The sequence below is a fragment of the Streptomyces sp. NPDC001848 genome (assembly GCF_042891915.1).
Taxonomy (GTDB): domain Bacteria; phylum Actinomycetota; class Actinomycetes; order Streptomycetales; family Streptomycetaceae; genus Streptomyces.
Map to the genome: position 1 here is coordinate 105,171 of NZ_JBIATP010000003.1, position 15,727 is coordinate 120,897.

Below are 15,727 nucleotides of genomic sequence, written 5' to 3' on the forward strand. Positions count from 1 at the left end.
CCGGAGGACGGCGCATCGCGGCGTCCGGTGCGTGCTCCGGGGGTACCCCCTGCTCGAAGAGCTTGGGGGAGCGTACCGGGCGTCGCGACGGGGCGAACGTTGCCTGCCGCGGCACTAACCAGTCCGACTCCGTGCCGGCCTCTCCCTGTTCTCCTCGTCCGGTCCGACCGGCGAGAAGGGGAGAGCGGGTGAGCAGCGTCACGGCGGTGGCGACGACGGCCGCCGCCGCCACCGACAAGGCGGTGTAGACGCCGCCCCGGACCGCTTCGCCGAAGACGAAGATGCCCCACAGGATGGAGACGACCGGGTCGGACATGGTCAACCCGGGCTGGCTGGCGAGCAGCCGCCCGGCGTGCATCGCGGACTGCAGCAGGAACATCGCGCCGGCGCCGGCCACGATCATGGCGTAGAGCTGCCAACTGGTGAAGAGCGCGCCGATGCCGTGAGTGAACCTGTCCGTCATGCCCTTGATCAGCGCGGCGGTGAACCCGAAACCGCACCCGGTCGCCACGCCCAGGAGCGCCGCCTTGCGGGCTCCGGGACCGGTGAGACGGGCCCACACCACCATGGCGGCGACCAGGAGCACGTTCACTCCCGAGGCGAACGCCCACCTCACCGCGGTCGCGTGTGCGGTGGAGCCGGGCGAGGGGGACAGGGAGTACAGCAGCGCCGCGAGACCGGCGGCCATCATGATCGACGCCCCCCATTCCCGGACGCCCAGCCGGCTGCCGAACACCAGCGACGCCAGCAGCAGGGTGGCGGGCAGTTCCATCACCAGCAGCGGCTGGACCACGGAGATCTGGCCGTTGCCCAGCGCCGTGGCCTGCAGGAGGAATCCGGCGATGATCGAGAGGACGCCGGCGAACCACACCGGCCGGTGCAACAGGTGCCGTACGAGCCGCCAGCTCAGGCTCTCGCTCTCCGGGCGGTCCCGTGCGGCCTTGCGCTGCAGCACGGAGGCCAGGGCGTTCGCGATCGCCGCCAGGACGGCGAGCGCCACACTCAGCACGGCCCGCCGCCTCCTGGTGCCACCGCCCCCGCAGCGACGATCATGACTCCTCCACACCGGGTCGGCGGGGCTGCGGGCGCCCCACGCACTCAGTCCACGGCGTTGAGCGGTGACCCGCAACCGCGGGGCCGCCGCCCGGGACGCGCGGTCGGCGCTGATCGGCGCGAGTCGGGCTTTTCGCGGAGCGCCCGCATCACGCCAGCCGGCCGCCCAGCGTCGTACGCCACGCCGGGGACCGATCCGACGGGGCGACCGGTGCGGGCGGCTGGGAGCGGCGGCCACCGCGGGTGAAGAAGTCGGCGAGCGGCAGGATCGCGGCGCCCACGGTGACGGCGTCCGGGCCGAGTTTCCCGAGTTCGATGCCGACGCGTCCGGCGGGGTACCGCAGCGCGTAGGACAGCGCGTGGGCGCGCACCGACTCCAGGAAACGGGAGCCGAGTTGAAGGCCCGCCCAGCCGCCGATGAGGATGCGCTCGGGCTGGAAGAGATTGATCAGGTCGGACAGCCCGGCGCCCAGGTACTCCGCCGTCTCGGCCAGGACCGCCGTGGCCACCGGGTCCGGCTCGCCGCCGTCCACCGGATACGCCGCCGCCAGCATCGTGGTCAGCGCGGTCTCCTCGTCGACCCCCTGCGGCGGTCGCCCTCCCGCCTCCTGCCAGCGCTCCAGGAGTGCCTCCGCCCCCGCGTACGCCTCCAGGCAGCCCAGCGCCCCGCAGCGGCACCGGCGGCCCCGCACCCGCACCGTGAGGTGTCCCCACTCGACGGCCCGGCCGCGCTCGACCTCGTCGGTGACGACGCAGGCGCCGACGCCCGAGCCGAAGAGCACGACGACCGCGTTGCGTGCGCCGCGCCCGGCGCCGAACCACATCTCGGCCTGCCCCAGCGTCCTCGCGCCGTTGTCGATGAAGTAGGGCACGTCCTCGGGGAGCCGGCCCGAGGCGCGCAGCATCCGCTCCAGCGGGACGGCGTCCCAGCCGATGGTCTGGCCGTGCACCACCGCACCCTCGTCGGACCGCTCGACTATGCCGGGCACGCCGATGCCGACACCGAGCAGGGCGTCGGGGGTGACCTTTGCGGCGTCCATGACCTCGGCCAGGCCGTCACGGATGTGGCCGGCGATCAGCTCGTCGTCGTACGGGCCCCGGCGCCCGGTGCCTCGGGCGGCCAACGGCCGTTCGGCGCGGGCGAGTTCGGCCAGGGAGAGATCGAACAGCTCCACGCGCACCCGGGTCTCGCCGACGTCCACGCCGACCATGTGGCCGCTGCCCGGGGCGACACGCAACAGAGTGCGGGGACGGCCGCCGTCGGACTCCACGCTGCCGGCCTCCTCCAGGAGTCCGTCGGCGAGCAGTTCGGCGACCACGTTGCTGACAGAGCCCGAACTCAGACCGGTCGCCGGGCCGAGGGAGTTGCGGCTCATCGGCCCGTCGAAGAACAGCCGCCGCAGCACCGTGGCGCGGTTCTCACGTCGCAGGTCACGGACCGTCCGGCCGTTGCGCGTTGCCACTTGACCCCCTCGTTCTGCGTCCCTGCCCGCAAGATACCTCCGCGGTCAGTTCTGCCGGATCTCTTGACGCCTGTTTTTCGCGAGGCTTAACTCACGCTCTGAATTAAGCCATGAGGTGCTTCGGATGTCGAACCGCGTGTCCGCTCCGGGGCCATCCTCGGGTTCTCGACTCCCGGAAAGGGACACCAGGAGCCATGCGCAGCATCCGAGCCGCGGCCACAGGCGCCGTCACCCTGTCTCTCGCTCTCGCCGCCTCGGCCTGCGGAGGCGGTTCGTCGACGGGCGGTGGGTCCGACACCTCGCCGAAGACGCTCACCTACTGGGCCTCCAACCAGGGCGCGAGCCTGGAGGTCGACAAGCAGGTCCTCGGGCCCGAACTCGACAAGTTCGAGAAGCAGACCGGGATCAAGGTGAAGCTGGAGGTGGTGCCCTGGTCGGACCTGCTGAACCGGATCCTCACCGCGACCACCTCCGGCCAGGGCCCCGACGTCCTCAACATCGGCAACACCTGGAGCGCCTCCCTGCAGGCCACCGGCGCACTGCTGCCGTGGGACGCGAAGAACTTCGCGAAGATCGGCGGCAGGGACCGCTTCGTCGACTCCGCGCTCGGCTCGACCGGCGCCCAGGGCAAGGACCCGGCGGCCGTACCCCTGTACTCGATGGCGTACGCGCTGTACTACAACAAGAAGATCTTCGCCGACGCGGGGCTGGCCAAGCCCCCGGCCACCTGGGACGAGCTGATCGCCGACGGGAAGAAGATCCAGGCCGAGGGCAAGCAGGTACTCGGCGCCGAGGGCTCCAACGTCTCGGAGAACATCCACCACGTCTTCGTCTTCGCCAAGCAGCACGGCGCCGACTTCTTCACCGCCGACGGCAAGCCGGACTTCGCGAACGACGGCGCGGTCGCCGCGGTGAAGCAGTACGTCGACCTGATGGCCAAGGACAAGGTCATCCCGCAGGGCAACGCCGAGTACGCGCAGAACCAGTCGGTGAGCGACTTCGCCAAGGGCAGGACGGCGATGCTGCTGTGGCAGTCGGCGTCCGCCAACCTCAAGTCCCAGGGCATGAGCGAGGACGCCTACGGGATCGCCCCGGTGCCCGTGCAGTCCGGCGCCCCGGGGACCGGCACCCAGGTCGACTCGATGGTCGCCGGCATCAACCTGGCGGTCTTCAAGAACAGCCACAACCTCGACGGTGCGACGAAGTTCGTGAAGTTCATGACGAGCGATGCCGAGCAGAAGATCCTCAACAAGGCCTACAGCTCCATCCCGCCGGTCAAGGCCGCCCAGGCGGACCCGGCGTTCAGCACGCCCGCCAACGCGGTCCTGAAGAACACCCTCGCCACCAGTGCCGCCGCGCTGCCGCAGGTGGCCGACGAGTCCCAGTTCGAGACGACGGTCGGTACGGCCGTCAAGGAGCTGTTCGCCGACGCCGCGGCCGGACAGGCGGTGACCACCGACTCGGTGAAGGCGAAGCTTCAGAAGGCCCAGCAGCAGATGCCGGCGAAGTGAGCACGATGACGACCACCGTGGACGCCGGCAGGCCGACGGTGCGGGAGGACTCCGCCGGTGCGGCGCGCGGCCACCGCCGCCGCGCGGGGCGGATCCGCCGCGCATCCCTGCCGTACCTGCTGCTCCTGCCCGCCCTGCTGCTCGAACTCCTGGTGCATCTGGTGCCGATGGTGATCGGCATCGTGATGAGCTTCAAGGAGCTCACGCAGTTCTACATCCGCGACTGGGGCACCGCCCCCTGGTCCGGCCTCGGCAACTACCGCATGTCGGTGGACTTCGACGCGCCCGTCGGTGCGGCCCTGCTCCACTCCTTCCTGGTCACCGTCGGCTTCACCCTGCTGTCGGTCGGCCTGTGCTGGCTCATCGGCACGGCGGCCGCGATCTGCATGCAGGACGCCTTCCGCGGCCGGGGCCTGCTGCGCGCCCTGTTCCTGGTGCCGTACGCGCTGCCGGTCTACGCCGCCGTGATCACCTGGGTGTTCATGTTCCAGCACGACAACGGCCTGGTGAACCACGTCCTGCACGACCAGCTGCACCTCACCGGCAAGCCCTCGTTCTGGCTGATCGGCGACAACAGCTTCGTCGCCCTGCTGACGGTGTCGGTGTGGAAGGGGTGGCCGTTCGCCTTCCTCATCGTCATGGCCGGGCTGCAGACCGTGCCGCGGGAGCTGTACGAGGCGGCCGCCCTGGACGGTGCCGGGACGTGGCAGCAGATCCGCCGCATCACCCTGCCGTCGCTGCGCCCCGTCAACCAGGTGCTGATCCTGGTGCTGTTCCTGTGGACCTTCAACGACTTCAACACGCCGTACGTGCTGTTCGGCAGGGCCGCCCCGCAGGCCGCGGACCTCATCTCGGTCCACATCTACCAGGCATCCTTCGTCACCTGGAACTTCGGCACCGGTTCCGCCATGTCCGTCCTGCTGCTGCTCTTCCTGCTCGTCGTCACGGGCGTGTACCTGGCGCTCACCTCACGCGGACGGAGGTCCGCCGATGCATAGGTCCCCGATGGCCCCGCCACGTTCGTTCCTGTGGTCGAGGCGGATCTTCCTGACCCTGCTGACCGGCTTCGTCCTGGTGCCGGTCTACGTCATGGTCTCCAGCTCCCTGAAACCGCTCGCGGACGTCACGGGCGGCTTCCGCTGGCTGCCGAGCGGCCTGACGATCCGGCCCTACATCGACATCTGGTCGACGGTGCCGCTCGCACGGTACTTCGTCAACTCCCTGATCGTGGCGGGTGCGGCGACGGTCTGCTCGGTGGTCGTCGCGGTGTTCTCCGCGTACGCCGTCAGCCGCCACCGCTTCCGCGGCAGGCGTGTGTTCACGGTCACCGTGCTGTCCACGCAGATGTTCCCCGGCATCCTCTTCCTGCTGCCGCTGTTCCTCCTCTACGTCAACATCGGCAACGCCACCGGCATCGCCCTGTTCGGCTCGCGCGGCGGGCTGATCCTGACGTATCTGACCTTCTCGCTGCCGTTCTCGATCTGGATGCTGATCGGGTACTTCGACTCGGTGCCGCGCGACCTGGACGAGGCGGCGCTGATCGACGGCTGCGGACCGCTCGGCGCGCTGTTCCGGGTCGTCGTGCCCGCCGCGATCCCCGGCATCGTCGCCGTCGCCGTCTACGCGTTCATGACCGCCTGGGGCGAGGTGCTCTTCGCCTCCGTCATGACCAACGACACCACCCGCACGCTCGCCGTCGGCCTGCAGGGCTACTCCACGCAGTACGACGTGTACTGGAACCAGATCATGGCCGCCTCGCTCGTCGTCAGCGTGCCCGTGGTGGCCGGCTTCCTGCTGCTGCAGCGCTATCTCGTCGCCGGGCTCACCGCCGGAGCGGTGAAGTGACCAACACCCCTGAACACGAAGGGACTCCTGTGTCCTTTGACACCATCGACCTCGCCGCGCTCCCGGACGACTTCCTGTGGGGCACGGCCACATCGGCGTACCAGATCGAGGGAGCCGTCACCGAGGACGGCCGCTCCCCGTCGATCTGGGACACCTTCTCCCACACCCCGGGAAAGACCGCGGGCGGCGACCACGGCGACGTCGCCTGCGACCACTACCACCGCTGGCGCGAGGACATCGGCCTGATGCGGCGACTCGGCACCAACGCCTACCGCTTGTCCATCGCCTGGCCGCGGGTCGTCCCGGGCGGCGACGGACCGGTCAACCCCAAGGGTCTCGCCTTCTACGACGAGTTGATCGACGGCCTGCTCCAGGCGGGCATCACCCCGTCCGTCACCCTCTACCACTGGGACCTGCCGCAGGTGCTGCAGGACCGGGGAGGCTGGCCCGAGCGCGCGACCGCCGAGCACTTCGCCGCGTACGCCTCCGCGGTCGCCGAACGCCTCGGCGACCGCGTCACCCACTGGGCCACCCTCAACGAGCCGCTGTGCTCGGCCTGGATCGGCCACCTGGAGGGCAGGATGGCCCCCGGCCTGACCGACCTGACGGCGGCGGTGCGCGCCTCCTACCACCTGCTCCTGGGACACGGTCTGGCGGTGCGGGCCATCCGCGCCGCCGCGCCCGGGGCCAAGGTGGGCATCGTCAACAACCTCTCCACGGTCCACGCGGCCACCGACCGCCCCGAGGACCAGGCCGCGGCGCGTCGCATGGACGGTCACGTCAACCGCTGGTGGCTGGACCCGGTCCACGGCCGCGGATTCCCCGCGGACATGCGGGAGGTGTACGGCGTCGACCTGCCCGAGCGGCCCGGCGACCCGGAGACGATCGCCGCACCGCTGGACTGGCTCGGCCTGAACTACTACATGCCGGCCACGGTCGCCGACGACCCGGCCGGTCCCGTGCCGAGGACCCGTTCGGTGCGCCGTCCCGGCGTGAAGCGCACGGGCATGGACTGGGAGATCGACGCGAGCGGCCTGGAGACCCTGCTGCTGCGCCTCACCGACGAGTACGGCGCCCGGAAGATCTACGTCACCGAGAACGGTTCCGCCTTCCCGGACGTCGTCCGCCCCGACGGCACGGTGGACGACCCCGAGCGCCAGGACTACCTGGTGAACCACCTCGCCGCCTGCGCCTCGGCGTCCCGCAAGGGCGCGCCGCTGGCGGGCTACTTCGCCTGGTCACTGCTGGACAACTTCGAGTGGGCGTACGGCTACGACAAGCGCTTCGGCCTGGTTCACGTCGACTACCGCACCCAGGTCCGCACCATCAAGGGCAGCGGCCACCGGTACGCGGAGATCGTGCGCGCGCACCGGGACCGGGGCCGCAGGGCCGCCTGAGACGCCCGGCCGCGGTGGGCGCGGCCGGGCCCGTGAACGGTTGCCCGAGCAGGGCGGACGTCCGGGCCCGGCAGGCGCCCCGGCGCAGTTTCCGCCGGTGCCCCGAGGGAACCCGGTGAGGTCCCGAGACCGACCGCAGGGACGGGAGGGACGGACATGAGTGATCGCAAGGACGACCGCGGAAGCGGATACGCACGGGGGCGTGACCCTGGCGAGCCGGGCGCCCACTCGGGTGCGGAGAGCCAGGCGCGGGAGCGGACGGTGCCCGGTACGGCGAGTGCCGAGGAGGGCTACCAGACCGAGCGCGGCACCACGGCGGGCAAGCCCCTGGAAGGGGTCGAGAAGGAGGAACGGACCCGGCGGGAGCCGGAGACCGGGACCGACGAGCACGGGACGGGCGAAGGCGCCACCGGCAGGTGACCCGGCCGGGCGGCTCCCGGCCGGGTCACCGTGCGGGAACCGCCTGCCGGGTCACCGTGCGGGAACCGCCTGCCGGCTCCCCTCCAGGGCCACCGTGGTGGTGACGCCCACCACACACGGTCTGCGGGGCGTCGAGCCGAACCCGAACCGCACGGCGGGTTCGACCGGTGCCAGGGAGCCGAGGTCCTCGCCCTCGTAGGCGGCTCGGGCCTCGATGACAGGACGCAGGTCCTTCGCCCCGTACCACTCGTACCGGCCGGCGCGCGCGCTGCCGTGGGTCCGCACCCCCAGCAACGCACTGGCGGCCGGGGCCGTCATCACGGCCCACGCCGGTCGGGCGGCGAGCGGACCGGGCACGGCTCTGAGCAGCAGGCCCATGGGACCCCGCCGGCCGGTGACGAAACGCAGGTCGAGCGGCGAAGCCGCCACCGTCCATTCCCCGCGGCCGACCTCCACCCCGACCGGTACGACCCGGACCTCGTCGAAGAGGTAGGTGCCGGCGACGAAGCGCGCCGTCTGCGCGGACGGGGCCAGAAGGACGCGGTGTCCGCCCTTCCGTTCGAGCATCACGTCGCTGAAGGGACCGAACGGCGACCGGACCCAGTACCCCAGCACCACCCGCGTACCCGACGACGTGCCGATCCCCGCGATCCACCCATCGAACCGCAGCCGTAGGCGCCCGTCGCGCCGCCGGCCGACGTCAGCGGCGGTCGTGCCCGGCACACGTCACCGTTCCTTCCCGCGGTGCCCGCCCAGACGGCCGCACCGCCACCAGGCCGCCAGCCATCCGGCCTGCATCGCCGCGTCCAGCAGGTAGGTGGGGCGGATCCGGCCCCGCGGCACGTAGACCAGGTCGATCGCCAGCAGCGTCACCGCCGTGCCCACGCCCGTACGGCGTGCCTGGGCCAGGGCGCCGGAGCCGGACGGAGTGCGCAGCAGCGCCCAGCCGCTGGTGGCGAGGAGGCCGGCCGTCGTCCGTTGCAGCCAGTGCTCCGTCTTGGGGCCGAAGACCCACTCGAAGCTGCGCAGGTGAAGCAGGGGCCACCCGCCGCCGCCGAGATTGAACAGGCCCTGGGCCCGGGCCACGCACAGCGGATTCATCGGGACTCCTCCCGTTCGGCACCCCGGTCCGGCACCCCCGCCCGCAGTACCCGGGCCCCACCCGACAAAACACGTGGAGCGGGCACCGGACCGCGGACCGCGGACGAGGCCGCGTCGCGTCGCACTAGATCGGGGCCGCCCCACGGTCGACGGGAGGGCGGCCGGTCCTGATCATGTGGATGACGGCCTTCTCGATGGCTCCCTGCGTCGCCGGCACACCGAAGTCGGCCCCGTCGCCCAGCCGGTCCAGGCACCCGGCGAGGGTGGTGCCCTCCTCGAAGAGTTCGATCACGCGGGGGTTGATGTAGGAGGCGCGGCAGACTGCCGGCGTGTTGCCCAAGTAGTCGGCGACCTCCCGGACGGCACGGGCGATCGCCCTGCGCCGCCCGGTCTCGCTGCGGGCCGCGGGCTGTGAGACTCCCAGGGCGACGGAGGCCAGAACGGTGGCGTGCCAGGTGCGGAAGTCCTTCGCGGTGATGGCCACACCGCTGACTTCCTTCAGGTAGGTGTTGAGGTCGTCACCCGAGACCTCGTGCCAGTCGGGCGGCTCCCGGTAGGCCAGCAGCCGGTCGCCTCCCCCTCGCCGCCGTAGCAGGGAGGTGAGCGCACGGAGTATGGCCTCGTCCCCCACGGCCTGTATCAGCTCCTTGCCGTGTTTGGCCGGGTAGCTGAAGACGATGCGTCCCCGCGAGGCCCTGGCGTGCCGGCGCAGCAGCGTGGTCAGGCCGTAGGAGTTGTTCATGTCCGCGTAGCGCTCGCTTCCCACGCGGAAGAAGCCGAGGTCGAGCAGGCGGGCGCCGGTGGCGAGGACACGGTTTCGGGTCAGTCCGCGCAGGCTGAGATGTGCTTCCACGGCTTCCCTCAGGCGTGGCAGCGCGTCGGCGACCTCCAGGACGTGCTCGTGTTTGCTCTCCTCCTGCTGGGCCCGGAACCGGGGGTGGTAGAGGTACTGGCGGCGTCCTGCCGCATCGGTGCCGACGGCCTGGAGGTGCCCGTGAGGGTGACGGCAGATCCACACGTCCTTCCAGGCCGGAGGGATGACCAGCCCCTTGATCCGCTCGATTTCCGACGCGTCCGTCAAAGCCCTCCCGGAGGCGTCGAGATACTGGAACCCGCGACCGCGGCGCCTGCGCGTGTAGCCCGGTTCGCAGGGACGACTGTGACGCAGGCGCACCTCATCACCCTCCACACGGCTCGATCGGCAGGCGATGGCCTCCTGACTCTTCCGGCTGCCGGCACCTGACGGCCTGACCGGTACCCTCATCCGGACCCGGCAGTCACTCGCCCGGGCACCGCGCGGATTTGTCTTCGAGTGGACTCCAGCCGTCACACTGATCGCGGCGGAATCCGACGGCGAAGACGAAGGCGGCAGCACATGGGGACGACCAGCCGGGCAGGGCACCCTCTGCCCTACGACACCTACCGGCAGGCGATCGAGCGGGAGACGCTCCGTTTCGCCGAGGTGGTGAAGGGCGTGGACCCCGGGACCCCCGTGCCCTCCTGCCCCGACTGGACGCTGGCCGAACTCGCCCGGCACGTCGGGTCGCTGCAGCGCTGGTTCTGCGCACTGCTGACCCGGCTGGTGCAGGAGCCGCCACGCACGCGTGACGTGGCGTACGGACTGCCGGAGCACGCGGAGGAGTACGCCGACTGGGTGGCGGCGGGCGTAGCCGGAGTGGGCGAGGTGCTGCGGGCCGCGGATCCTCAGGCGGCGATGTGGGCCTGGGGCGAGGACCAGCACGCGCGGTTCTGGGCCCGTCGGATGCTGTGCGAAACGCTGGTGCACCGGGTGGACGCGGAGCGGGCCGTCGGCCGGGAGGCGGAGATCGACCCGGTACTGGCGGCGGACTGTGTGGACGAGTTCCTCGTCAACCTGCCGCACGCGGGTCTCTTCGCGCCGGCCGTGACCAAGCTGCACGGCGACGGGGAGGTCATCGCCTTCCGGTGCGCGGACTTGGCCGGGGGAAGCGGCGAGGAGTGGCGGGTGCGACTGGATCTTGACGGTTTCCGCCTGCTGCCACCGGCAGCGGCCGGGTCCGCGCCGGCCGAGGCGCGGGCGGCGGTACGGGGGCGGGCGGAGGACCTTCTGCTGCTGCTCTACGGGCGGCGGTCGTACCAGGAGGCCGCCTTCGACGTCTCGGGAGAGACCGTGGTACTGGACCGCTGGTTCGCCCACACCGCCTTCTGAACCGGGTCGGCGATCCGGGACTCAACTCGACGGTGTCGCCGTCCAGTTGACCGCGATCACCCACGCGCCCCTGGTCACACAGGGCCGGATGGGTGGACGCGCCGTACGTCCACGCCATCTGTCACAGTGGCCGCAGTCGCGCATACCCGCCAGGCCGGACAGGAGACCGACGTGCGTACCGACCCTCAGGCCCAGCCACTCGACCCCGCGCCGCCGGAGACCCGAGGCACGGACGACGGCAGGCCGCCTCGGCGCCGTTCGCGGCTGAGGCGGTGGGTCCGTCGCCTGGTGCTGGTCTGTGCCGTCCTGCTGGTCGTCCTCACATCGGCCTCGTTCCTCTACAACGCCGCCACCGGACGACGTGCCGTACCTCCCGGAGGGCTCCGGTACGTCCAGGCGGCCGACGTCCGGACCCGTTACCGGACATGGGGCAGGACCGGCTCGCCGGTCGTCCTCGTCCACGGCGCCTTCGAGCAGGTGGACACCTGGTCACGGCTCGCCCCGCTGCTCGCACGCCATCACCGCGTGTATGCGCTGGATCTGACGGGGGACGGCTACAGCGAGCGCCGCGGCCCCTACACCGTCGGCCACTTCACCCAGCAGCTCCTTGGCTTCCTCGACGCCATGCACCTCGGTGGACCGGGCGAGCGCCCCATGCTGGTGGGGCACTCCAGCGGAGCCGCCGTGGTCGTCCAGGCGGCGCTGCGTGCTCCAGGGCGGATCGGGTCCGTGATGCTGCTCGACGGGGACGCGCTGGACACCGGCGCCGGTCCGCCGCGGGCTTTCCGGTACCTGCTGATCGATCCCTATCGCACCAGCCTGCTGCGGCTCGGACTCGGCGCCGACTGGCTGATCCGCTCCGTCTACGACGCCCAGTGCGGACCTGCCTGCCCCCGCCTGGACGCGGCCGGACTGGATCAGTGGCGCCGGCCGCTTCGGGTGCCGGGGGCCGAGGACGCTCTGTGGAGCATGCTCGGCGAAGGCGTGCCCGGCCTGCCCGCCGACCAGGTGGCACGGCTCGCCGCCGTTCCCCTCCCCAAGTCGGTCGTGTTCGGTGCGCGGGACGACGTGTTCAGCAGGCAGACGCCGATGGAGACGGCCCGACGCATCGGTGCGCCCGCGCCCACGCTCGTCCCCGGAGCCCGGCACCTGACCATGATCTCCAGCCCTGACCAGGTCGCCGCAGCCGTGGCAGCGCTCGCCGCCCGCTCCGCGTAGCCGGACGTACAACGTTCCACGGAGAAAGACCGTAAGGCAGAATCGGACGGACCGAAGCCGTCAAGCCATCTGCACCGACGTTCCGTAAACGCCGCAGGAAGAGCGCTGCATGACCACGAAAGGTGCGCTTCACAGGGAACCGGCGGGCGGCACGAAGCGGGTCACCATCACCGACGTCGCACGCAGCGCGGGCGTGTCCACCTCCGCCGTCTCCAAGGTGTTGCGCAGCGCACCGTCACCGCCGAGCCCAACCCCGATGGTCAGCCACAGACGTACGGGCTCACGACCACGACCGCCCGCTACGTCCGCCTGCACGTCACACGCCTCGGCGCCCCTGCCGCCGACGAGCCCGCCACGTACCGCCTCCAGCTCGCCGAGCTCACCGTCCCCACCTCCGCGACCACCGTCACCAGCAACTACACGCTGGAGAACCGCGACTGGGGCAAGACCCGCGTACTGGACGGCAGCATCACGAGCGTGACCGGCTCCAAGGGCTACACCAGCATCGGCTTCGGCTCAGCGGACGTCGGCGCCACCGCCTGCACCACCGGCCGCACCGTGACGAACCGGACCAACCCGACGGAGCCGCCCAGACCCACACCCTCCCCTCGGCCAGTGGCCGTTACGTCCGGCTGGAGCCACCAGGCTCGACAGGCCGGCGTCGGACGAGACCACCAGGTACCGCCTCCAGTTGGCTGAGATCGGTATCCGGTAGGAGAACGGCACGCGCCGATCGCCGGGGCGGGCACCGTCAGTGGTGGCCGCGATGCCGCGGCACCCCGCTGGAGGCCGTCGCCGCGCACCCCTCGGAACTCGTGGAATATTCAACCAACCGCGCCGGTTGTGCGCCCCGTGAGGAGGTCCTCAGTGAAGACCACGTACTACGACCACGGGACGTCCGCGGAGCGCTGGGAGCGAGCTCGGATGTTCTTCGACGCGAAGGACTACTACGCCGCGGCGCAGGTCCTCGAGGGGCTGGTCGCCGAGGTGCCGGAGCAGACCGGGCCCCGGCTGCTGCTGGCGCGCGCCTACTACCACTCCGCCCAACTGCGGCGCGCGGAGGCGGAGTTGCGCACCCTCGTGGAGCGCGACCCGGTGGAGCACTACGCCCGGCTGCTGCTCGGGCGTACCCTCCAGCGGCAGGGGCGCCACGACGAGGCGGAGCCGCACATGCGGCTGGCGTCGGCGCTCGCGGGTGACTTCACGGACCTCTGATCCCCGAGGGGTCCCGCAGAGAACCGCCGGAGAAGCGACGGCCTGAGCCCGGTACCGCCGGGCGCAGGCCGTCGCGCTGTCACAGCACCGTCGGCGCGTCGTCGCCGCGCGGCATCAGGAGCCTCGTCACGGCCACGGATCACGCCACCCGGCCGCCGTACGTGCGCCTGCCACGCCGATGGGCGATCTCGCCCAGCACCACGTCCACCGCGATGAACGCCGCGAGCGGTATCCCGAGCAGCGGCACGAAATGGCCGAGGACCGCGATCGCCGCCATGCAGGGCACCAGGATCTGTGGCGGCACGTGCTGCCAGGCGCCGCGCGGGATCGGCCGCCCGAAGGCGCCCGCCCGGCCGCGCTGCCACCACATGCGGTGCCCCCAGACGATCAGCAGGACCAGACCGAGCGCGAGGGCCATCAGGGCGATCTGGTTGGCGATCCCGAAGAGCATGCCGGTGTGCAGATCGATGCCCCAGCGGGTCAGCTTGGCCAGGACCGGGTGGTCCGCGAAGCGCACGACGTCGGTGACCTCGCCGGTGGCCGGATCAACGGCGACCGAGTCCTGCTTCTCGGGCCGGCTGCGCTGCACCTGCTTCACGACGTACGCGGAGCCGGCGTCGGCGGGCGGGACCATCTCGACGGGGTCGCTCAGCCCCTTCGCTCGGGCCGCCGCCAGCACCGCGTCGAGGCCCACACCGTGCGCTCGCCACCGCCGCCGGCCGCCGCGGAGCCGTGACCCGCGTGCTCCCCGCTCACCGCCGCCGAGACCGAGGAGGTGGCCTGGCCGAGCGAGGTGCGCAGTTCGTCGACGTTGGCCCCCGCGTAGGTGGACCAGGTCAGGCCCGTCGCCGAGAGGAAGAAGAACCCGGCCGCTGCCCACACGCCGAGCGTGCCGTGCGGAGCGAGGGTGCGGCGGCGGCCGCTCGTACCGCGGACCGCCCGCCGCGCGCGGGCGCGCGAACCACAGCACAAGGCCCCCATCTGCGATGACCCACAGCCAGCTGGCGGCGAGTTCGCTGTACAGCCGTCCGATCTCGCCGAGGCGCAGATCGCGGTGGAACTCGTCGATCCAGGTGCGCAGCGGCAGGGCACCGGTGGAGCCGTACTGTTCCAGGGCGCCTCGCACCTTCCCGGTGTACGGGTCGACGAAGACGGCGAGCGAGTGGCCCTCGGCGACGCCGGGGACGCCGGAGAGCAGCACCCTGGTGGTGGCGTCCTTCGCCGGGGAGGGGCGTACGGCGGACAGCGTGCCCTCGGGGTGGGCCCTGCGGGCGGCGGCGACCTGCCGGCTGACCGGCAGCTTGCCGGCGCCGACCGGGACGGTCAGCTCGTCGGCGTAGACGATCTTCTCCGCCTGGAACGACGCGGCGTACAGGAAGCCCGTCAGGGCGGCGACCAGGAGGAAGGGGGCGACGAGAAGCCCGGCGTAGAAGTGCGGGCGCAGCACAAGGGGGCGCAGGGGCGCTCATGGGGAGGGCGAGGGGGCGACGGACGGCGGGGACTCGTCCGTCGTGGGCGAAGCAGCGGTGGGCATCGGCGGCCTCTCCGAGGGCTCGTTTCTCAGCGGTGGCGGTCCAGAGGTCGGAGCGGGACGGGGCCGAGTTCCGGCAGGATTACGTGGCGTACGTCACGCGGAGGCGTCGGCGGGGCCGTGGCATGCTGGCGCGATGGCATCTCCACGTGATCTCAGGCCTCTCGCCGAGCAGGTCGAGGAACTGCTCGCCAGCGGCGGCCCGTTGCCGATCGTCGCCGCCGGGCATCCGGTGCTGCGCCGTGGCACCGAGCCGTTCGACGGGGAGTTGGAGCCCGCGCTGCTGGCCCGTTTCGTCGAGGCCCTGCGCGTGACGATGCACGCGGCGCCGGGGGTGGGTCTCGCGGCGCCGCAGGTCGGGGTGGGGTTGCGAATCGCGGTCATCGAGGACCCGGCGCCGGTTCCGGAGGAGGTCCGGGTGGCGCGCGGGCGGGTGCCGCAGCCGTTCCGGGTGCTGGTCAACCCGTCGTACGAGGCGGTCGGCACCGAGCGCGCCGCGTTCTTCGAGGGTTGTCTGAGCGTGCCGGGTTGGCAGGCCGTGGTGGCCCGGCACGCCCGGGTACGGCTGCGCGCGCTGGACGAGCACGGGGCCGTCGTGGACGAGGAGTTCACGGGCTGGCCGGCGCGCATCGTCCAGCACGAGACGGACCACCTGGACGGCACGCTCTACCTGGACCGGGCCGAGCCACGCTCGCTGTCGTCGAACGAGGCGGTGGCGGCACGGTGGTCCCAGCCCACGCCGGAACGGGCAGCGCGAGAACTGGGATTCACGCTGCCCGACTGAG

General features: G+C 71.8%; 15 protein-coding genes and 2 pseudogenes. 10 read left to right on the forward strand and 7 right to left on the reverse strand.

Translation table 11 applies throughout. From position 1 onward, the window contains the following. Positions 1-196: 196 nt before the first annotated feature. Positions 197-1,291: pseudogene (locus tag ACFYZJ_RS06625) on the reverse strand (DMT family transporter); the annotation flags it as partial. Next, on the reverse strand, positions 1,203-2,516 hold the full coding sequence (locus ACFYZJ_RS06630) for an ROK family protein (protein ID WP_388563566.1): 1,314 nt from the start codon (positions 2,514-2,516) through the stop codon (positions 1,203-1,205). The pseudogene ACFYZJ_RS06625 and the gene ACFYZJ_RS06630, both read right to left, overlap by 89 nt. 194 nt (positions 2,517-2,710) lie before the next feature. Here ACFYZJ_RS06630 and ACFYZJ_RS06635 point away from each other — a divergent pair, with 194 nt between their 5' ends. The 5 genes from ACFYZJ_RS06635 to ACFYZJ_RS06655 all read left to right on the forward strand — a co-directional run bounded on the left by ACFYZJ_RS06635 (position 2,711) and on the right by ACFYZJ_RS06655 (position 7,689). Further along, positions 2,711-4,027, forward strand: coding sequence for an ABC transporter substrate-binding protein (locus ACFYZJ_RS06635; protein WP_388563568.1), 1,317 nt, complete (start codon positions 2,711-2,713; stop codon positions 4,025-4,027). A gap of 5 nt (positions 4,028-4,032) precedes the next feature. Beyond that, positions 4,033-5,025 (forward strand): carbohydrate ABC transporter permease, encoded by a 993-nt coding sequence (locus tag ACFYZJ_RS06640; RefSeq protein WP_388563570.1) that lies wholly within the window; start codon positions 4,033-4,035, stop codon positions 5,023-5,025. Next, entirely contained in the window at positions 5,018-5,872 is an 855-nt protein-coding gene (locus ACFYZJ_RS06645) for a carbohydrate ABC transporter permease (RefSeq protein ID WP_388563572.1), read from the forward strand. Before ACFYZJ_RS06640 ends, ACFYZJ_RS06645 begins: the two co-directional genes overlap by 8 nt. A gap of 29 nt (positions 5,873-5,901) precedes the next feature. Further along, positions 5,902-7,269 carry a GH1 family beta-glucosidase gene (locus ACFYZJ_RS06650; RefSeq protein WP_388563574.1) on the forward strand — a complete coding sequence of 456 codons (1,368 nt, stop codon included), beginning with the start codon at positions 5,902-5,904 and terminating at the stop codon, positions 7,267-7,269. Between the two features lie 156 nt (positions 7,270-7,425). Continuing rightward, a complete protein-coding gene (locus ACFYZJ_RS06655) occupies positions 7,426-7,689 on the forward strand; it encodes a hypothetical protein (RefSeq protein ID WP_388563576.1) in 264 nt (87 codons plus the stop codon). 51 nt (positions 7,690-7,740) lie between these two features. Here ACFYZJ_RS06655 and ACFYZJ_RS06660 read toward each other — a convergent pair whose 3' ends face one another. The 3 genes from ACFYZJ_RS06660 to ACFYZJ_RS06670 all read right to left on the reverse strand — a co-directional run bounded on the left by ACFYZJ_RS06660 (position 7,741) and on the right by ACFYZJ_RS06670 (position 9,964). Next, a complete protein-coding gene (locus tag ACFYZJ_RS06660) occupies positions 7,741-8,412 on the reverse strand; it encodes a hypothetical protein (RefSeq protein ID WP_388563578.1) in 672 nt (223 codons plus the stop codon). 3 nt (positions 8,413-8,415) lie between these two features. After that, positions 8,416-8,790, reverse strand: coding sequence for a hypothetical protein (locus tag ACFYZJ_RS06665; protein WP_388563580.1), 375 nt, complete (start codon positions 8,788-8,790; stop codon positions 8,416-8,418). A gap of 124 nt (positions 8,791-8,914) precedes the next feature. Next, a complete protein-coding gene (locus ACFYZJ_RS06670; protein WP_388563582.1) occupies positions 8,915-9,964 on the reverse strand; it encodes a DNA topoisomerase IB in 1,050 nt (349 codons plus the stop codon). Between the two features lie 201 nt (positions 9,965-10,165). Between ACFYZJ_RS06670 and ACFYZJ_RS06675 the strand changes: the two genes are divergently transcribed. The 4 genes from ACFYZJ_RS06675 to ACFYZJ_RS06690 all read left to right on the forward strand — a co-directional run bounded on the left by ACFYZJ_RS06675 (position 10,166) and on the right by ACFYZJ_RS06690 (position 13,411). Continuing rightward, the gene (locus ACFYZJ_RS06675; RefSeq protein WP_388563584.1) at positions 10,166-10,978 is read left to right on the forward strand and encodes a maleylpyruvate isomerase family mycothiol-dependent enzyme; all 813 of its coding nucleotides are present in this window, start codon (positions 10,166-10,168) and stop codon (positions 10,976-10,978) included. A 171-nt stretch (positions 10,979-11,149) separates the two neighbouring features. Next, a complete protein-coding gene (locus tag ACFYZJ_RS06680) occupies positions 11,150-12,196 on the forward strand; it encodes an alpha/beta fold hydrolase (RefSeq protein WP_388563586.1) in 1,047 nt (348 codons plus the stop codon). 109 nt (positions 12,197-12,305) lie between these two features. Further along, complete coding sequence (locus tag ACFYZJ_RS06685) at positions 12,306-12,677, forward strand: LacI family DNA-binding transcriptional regulator (protein ID WP_388563588.1); 372 nt, start codon at positions 12,306-12,308, stop codon at positions 12,675-12,677. Between the two features lie 386 nt (positions 12,678-13,063). After that, on the forward strand, positions 13,064-13,411 hold the full coding sequence (locus tag ACFYZJ_RS06690; RefSeq protein ID WP_388563590.1) for a tetratricopeptide repeat protein: 348 nt from the start codon (positions 13,064-13,066) through the stop codon (positions 13,409-13,411). Between the two features lie 139 nt (positions 13,412-13,550). Here ACFYZJ_RS06690 and ACFYZJ_RS06695 read toward each other — a convergent pair whose 3' ends face one another. Both ACFYZJ_RS06695 and ACFYZJ_RS06700 read right to left on the reverse strand, forming a co-directional pair. Beyond that, on the reverse strand, positions 13,551-14,045 hold the full coding sequence (locus ACFYZJ_RS06695) for a PepSY domain-containing protein (RefSeq protein ID WP_388564518.1): 495 nt from the start codon (positions 14,043-14,045) through the stop codon (positions 13,551-13,553). A gap of 14 nt (positions 14,046-14,059) precedes the next feature. Then, a pseudogene (locus ACFYZJ_RS06700) lies at positions 14,060-14,858 on the reverse strand (PepSY-associated TM helix domain-containing protein). A gap of 220 nt (positions 14,859-15,078) precedes the next feature. Between ACFYZJ_RS06700 and ACFYZJ_RS06705 the strand changes: the two are divergent. Beyond that, on the forward strand, positions 15,079-15,726 hold the full coding sequence (locus tag ACFYZJ_RS06705) for a peptide deformylase (protein WP_388563592.1): 648 nt from the start codon (positions 15,079-15,081) through the stop codon (positions 15,724-15,726). Position 15,727 lies beyond the last annotated feature (1 nt).

Coding starts and splice junctions, on each gene's coding strand:
- ACFYZJ_RS06635 (WP_388563568.1), top strand. CDS start 2,711: ATGCGCAGCATCCGAGCCGCGGCCACAGGCGCCGTCACCCTGTCTCTC.
- ACFYZJ_RS06640 (WP_388563570.1), top strand. CDS start 4,033: ATGACGACCACCGTGGACGCCGGCAGGCCGACGGTGCGGGAGGACTCC.
- ACFYZJ_RS06645 (WP_388563572.1), top strand. CDS start 5,018: ATGCATAGGTCCCCGATGGCCCCGCCACGTTCGTTCCTGTGGTCGAGG.
- ACFYZJ_RS06655 (WP_388563576.1), top strand. CDS start 7,426: ATGAGTGATCGCAAGGACGACCGCGGAAGCGGATACGCACGGGGGCGT.
- ACFYZJ_RS06665 (WP_388563580.1), bottom strand. CDS start 8,790: ATGAATCCGCTGTGCGTGGCCCGGGCCCAGGGCCTGTTCAATCTCGGC.
- ACFYZJ_RS06675 (WP_388563584.1), top strand. CDS start 10,166: ATGGGGACGACCAGCCGGGCAGGGCACCCTCTGCCCTACGACACCTAC.
- ACFYZJ_RS06685 (WP_388563588.1), top strand. CDS start 12,306: ATGACCACGAAAGGTGCGCTTCACAGGGAACCGGCGGGCGGCACGAAG.
- ACFYZJ_RS06695 (WP_388564518.1), bottom strand. CDS start 14,045: ATGGTCCCGCCCGCCGACGCCGGCTCCGCGTACGTCGTGAAGCAGGTG.
- ACFYZJ_RS06705 (WP_388563592.1), top strand. CDS start 15,079: ATGGCATCTCCACGTGATCTCAGGCCTCTCGCCGAGCAGGTCGAGGAA.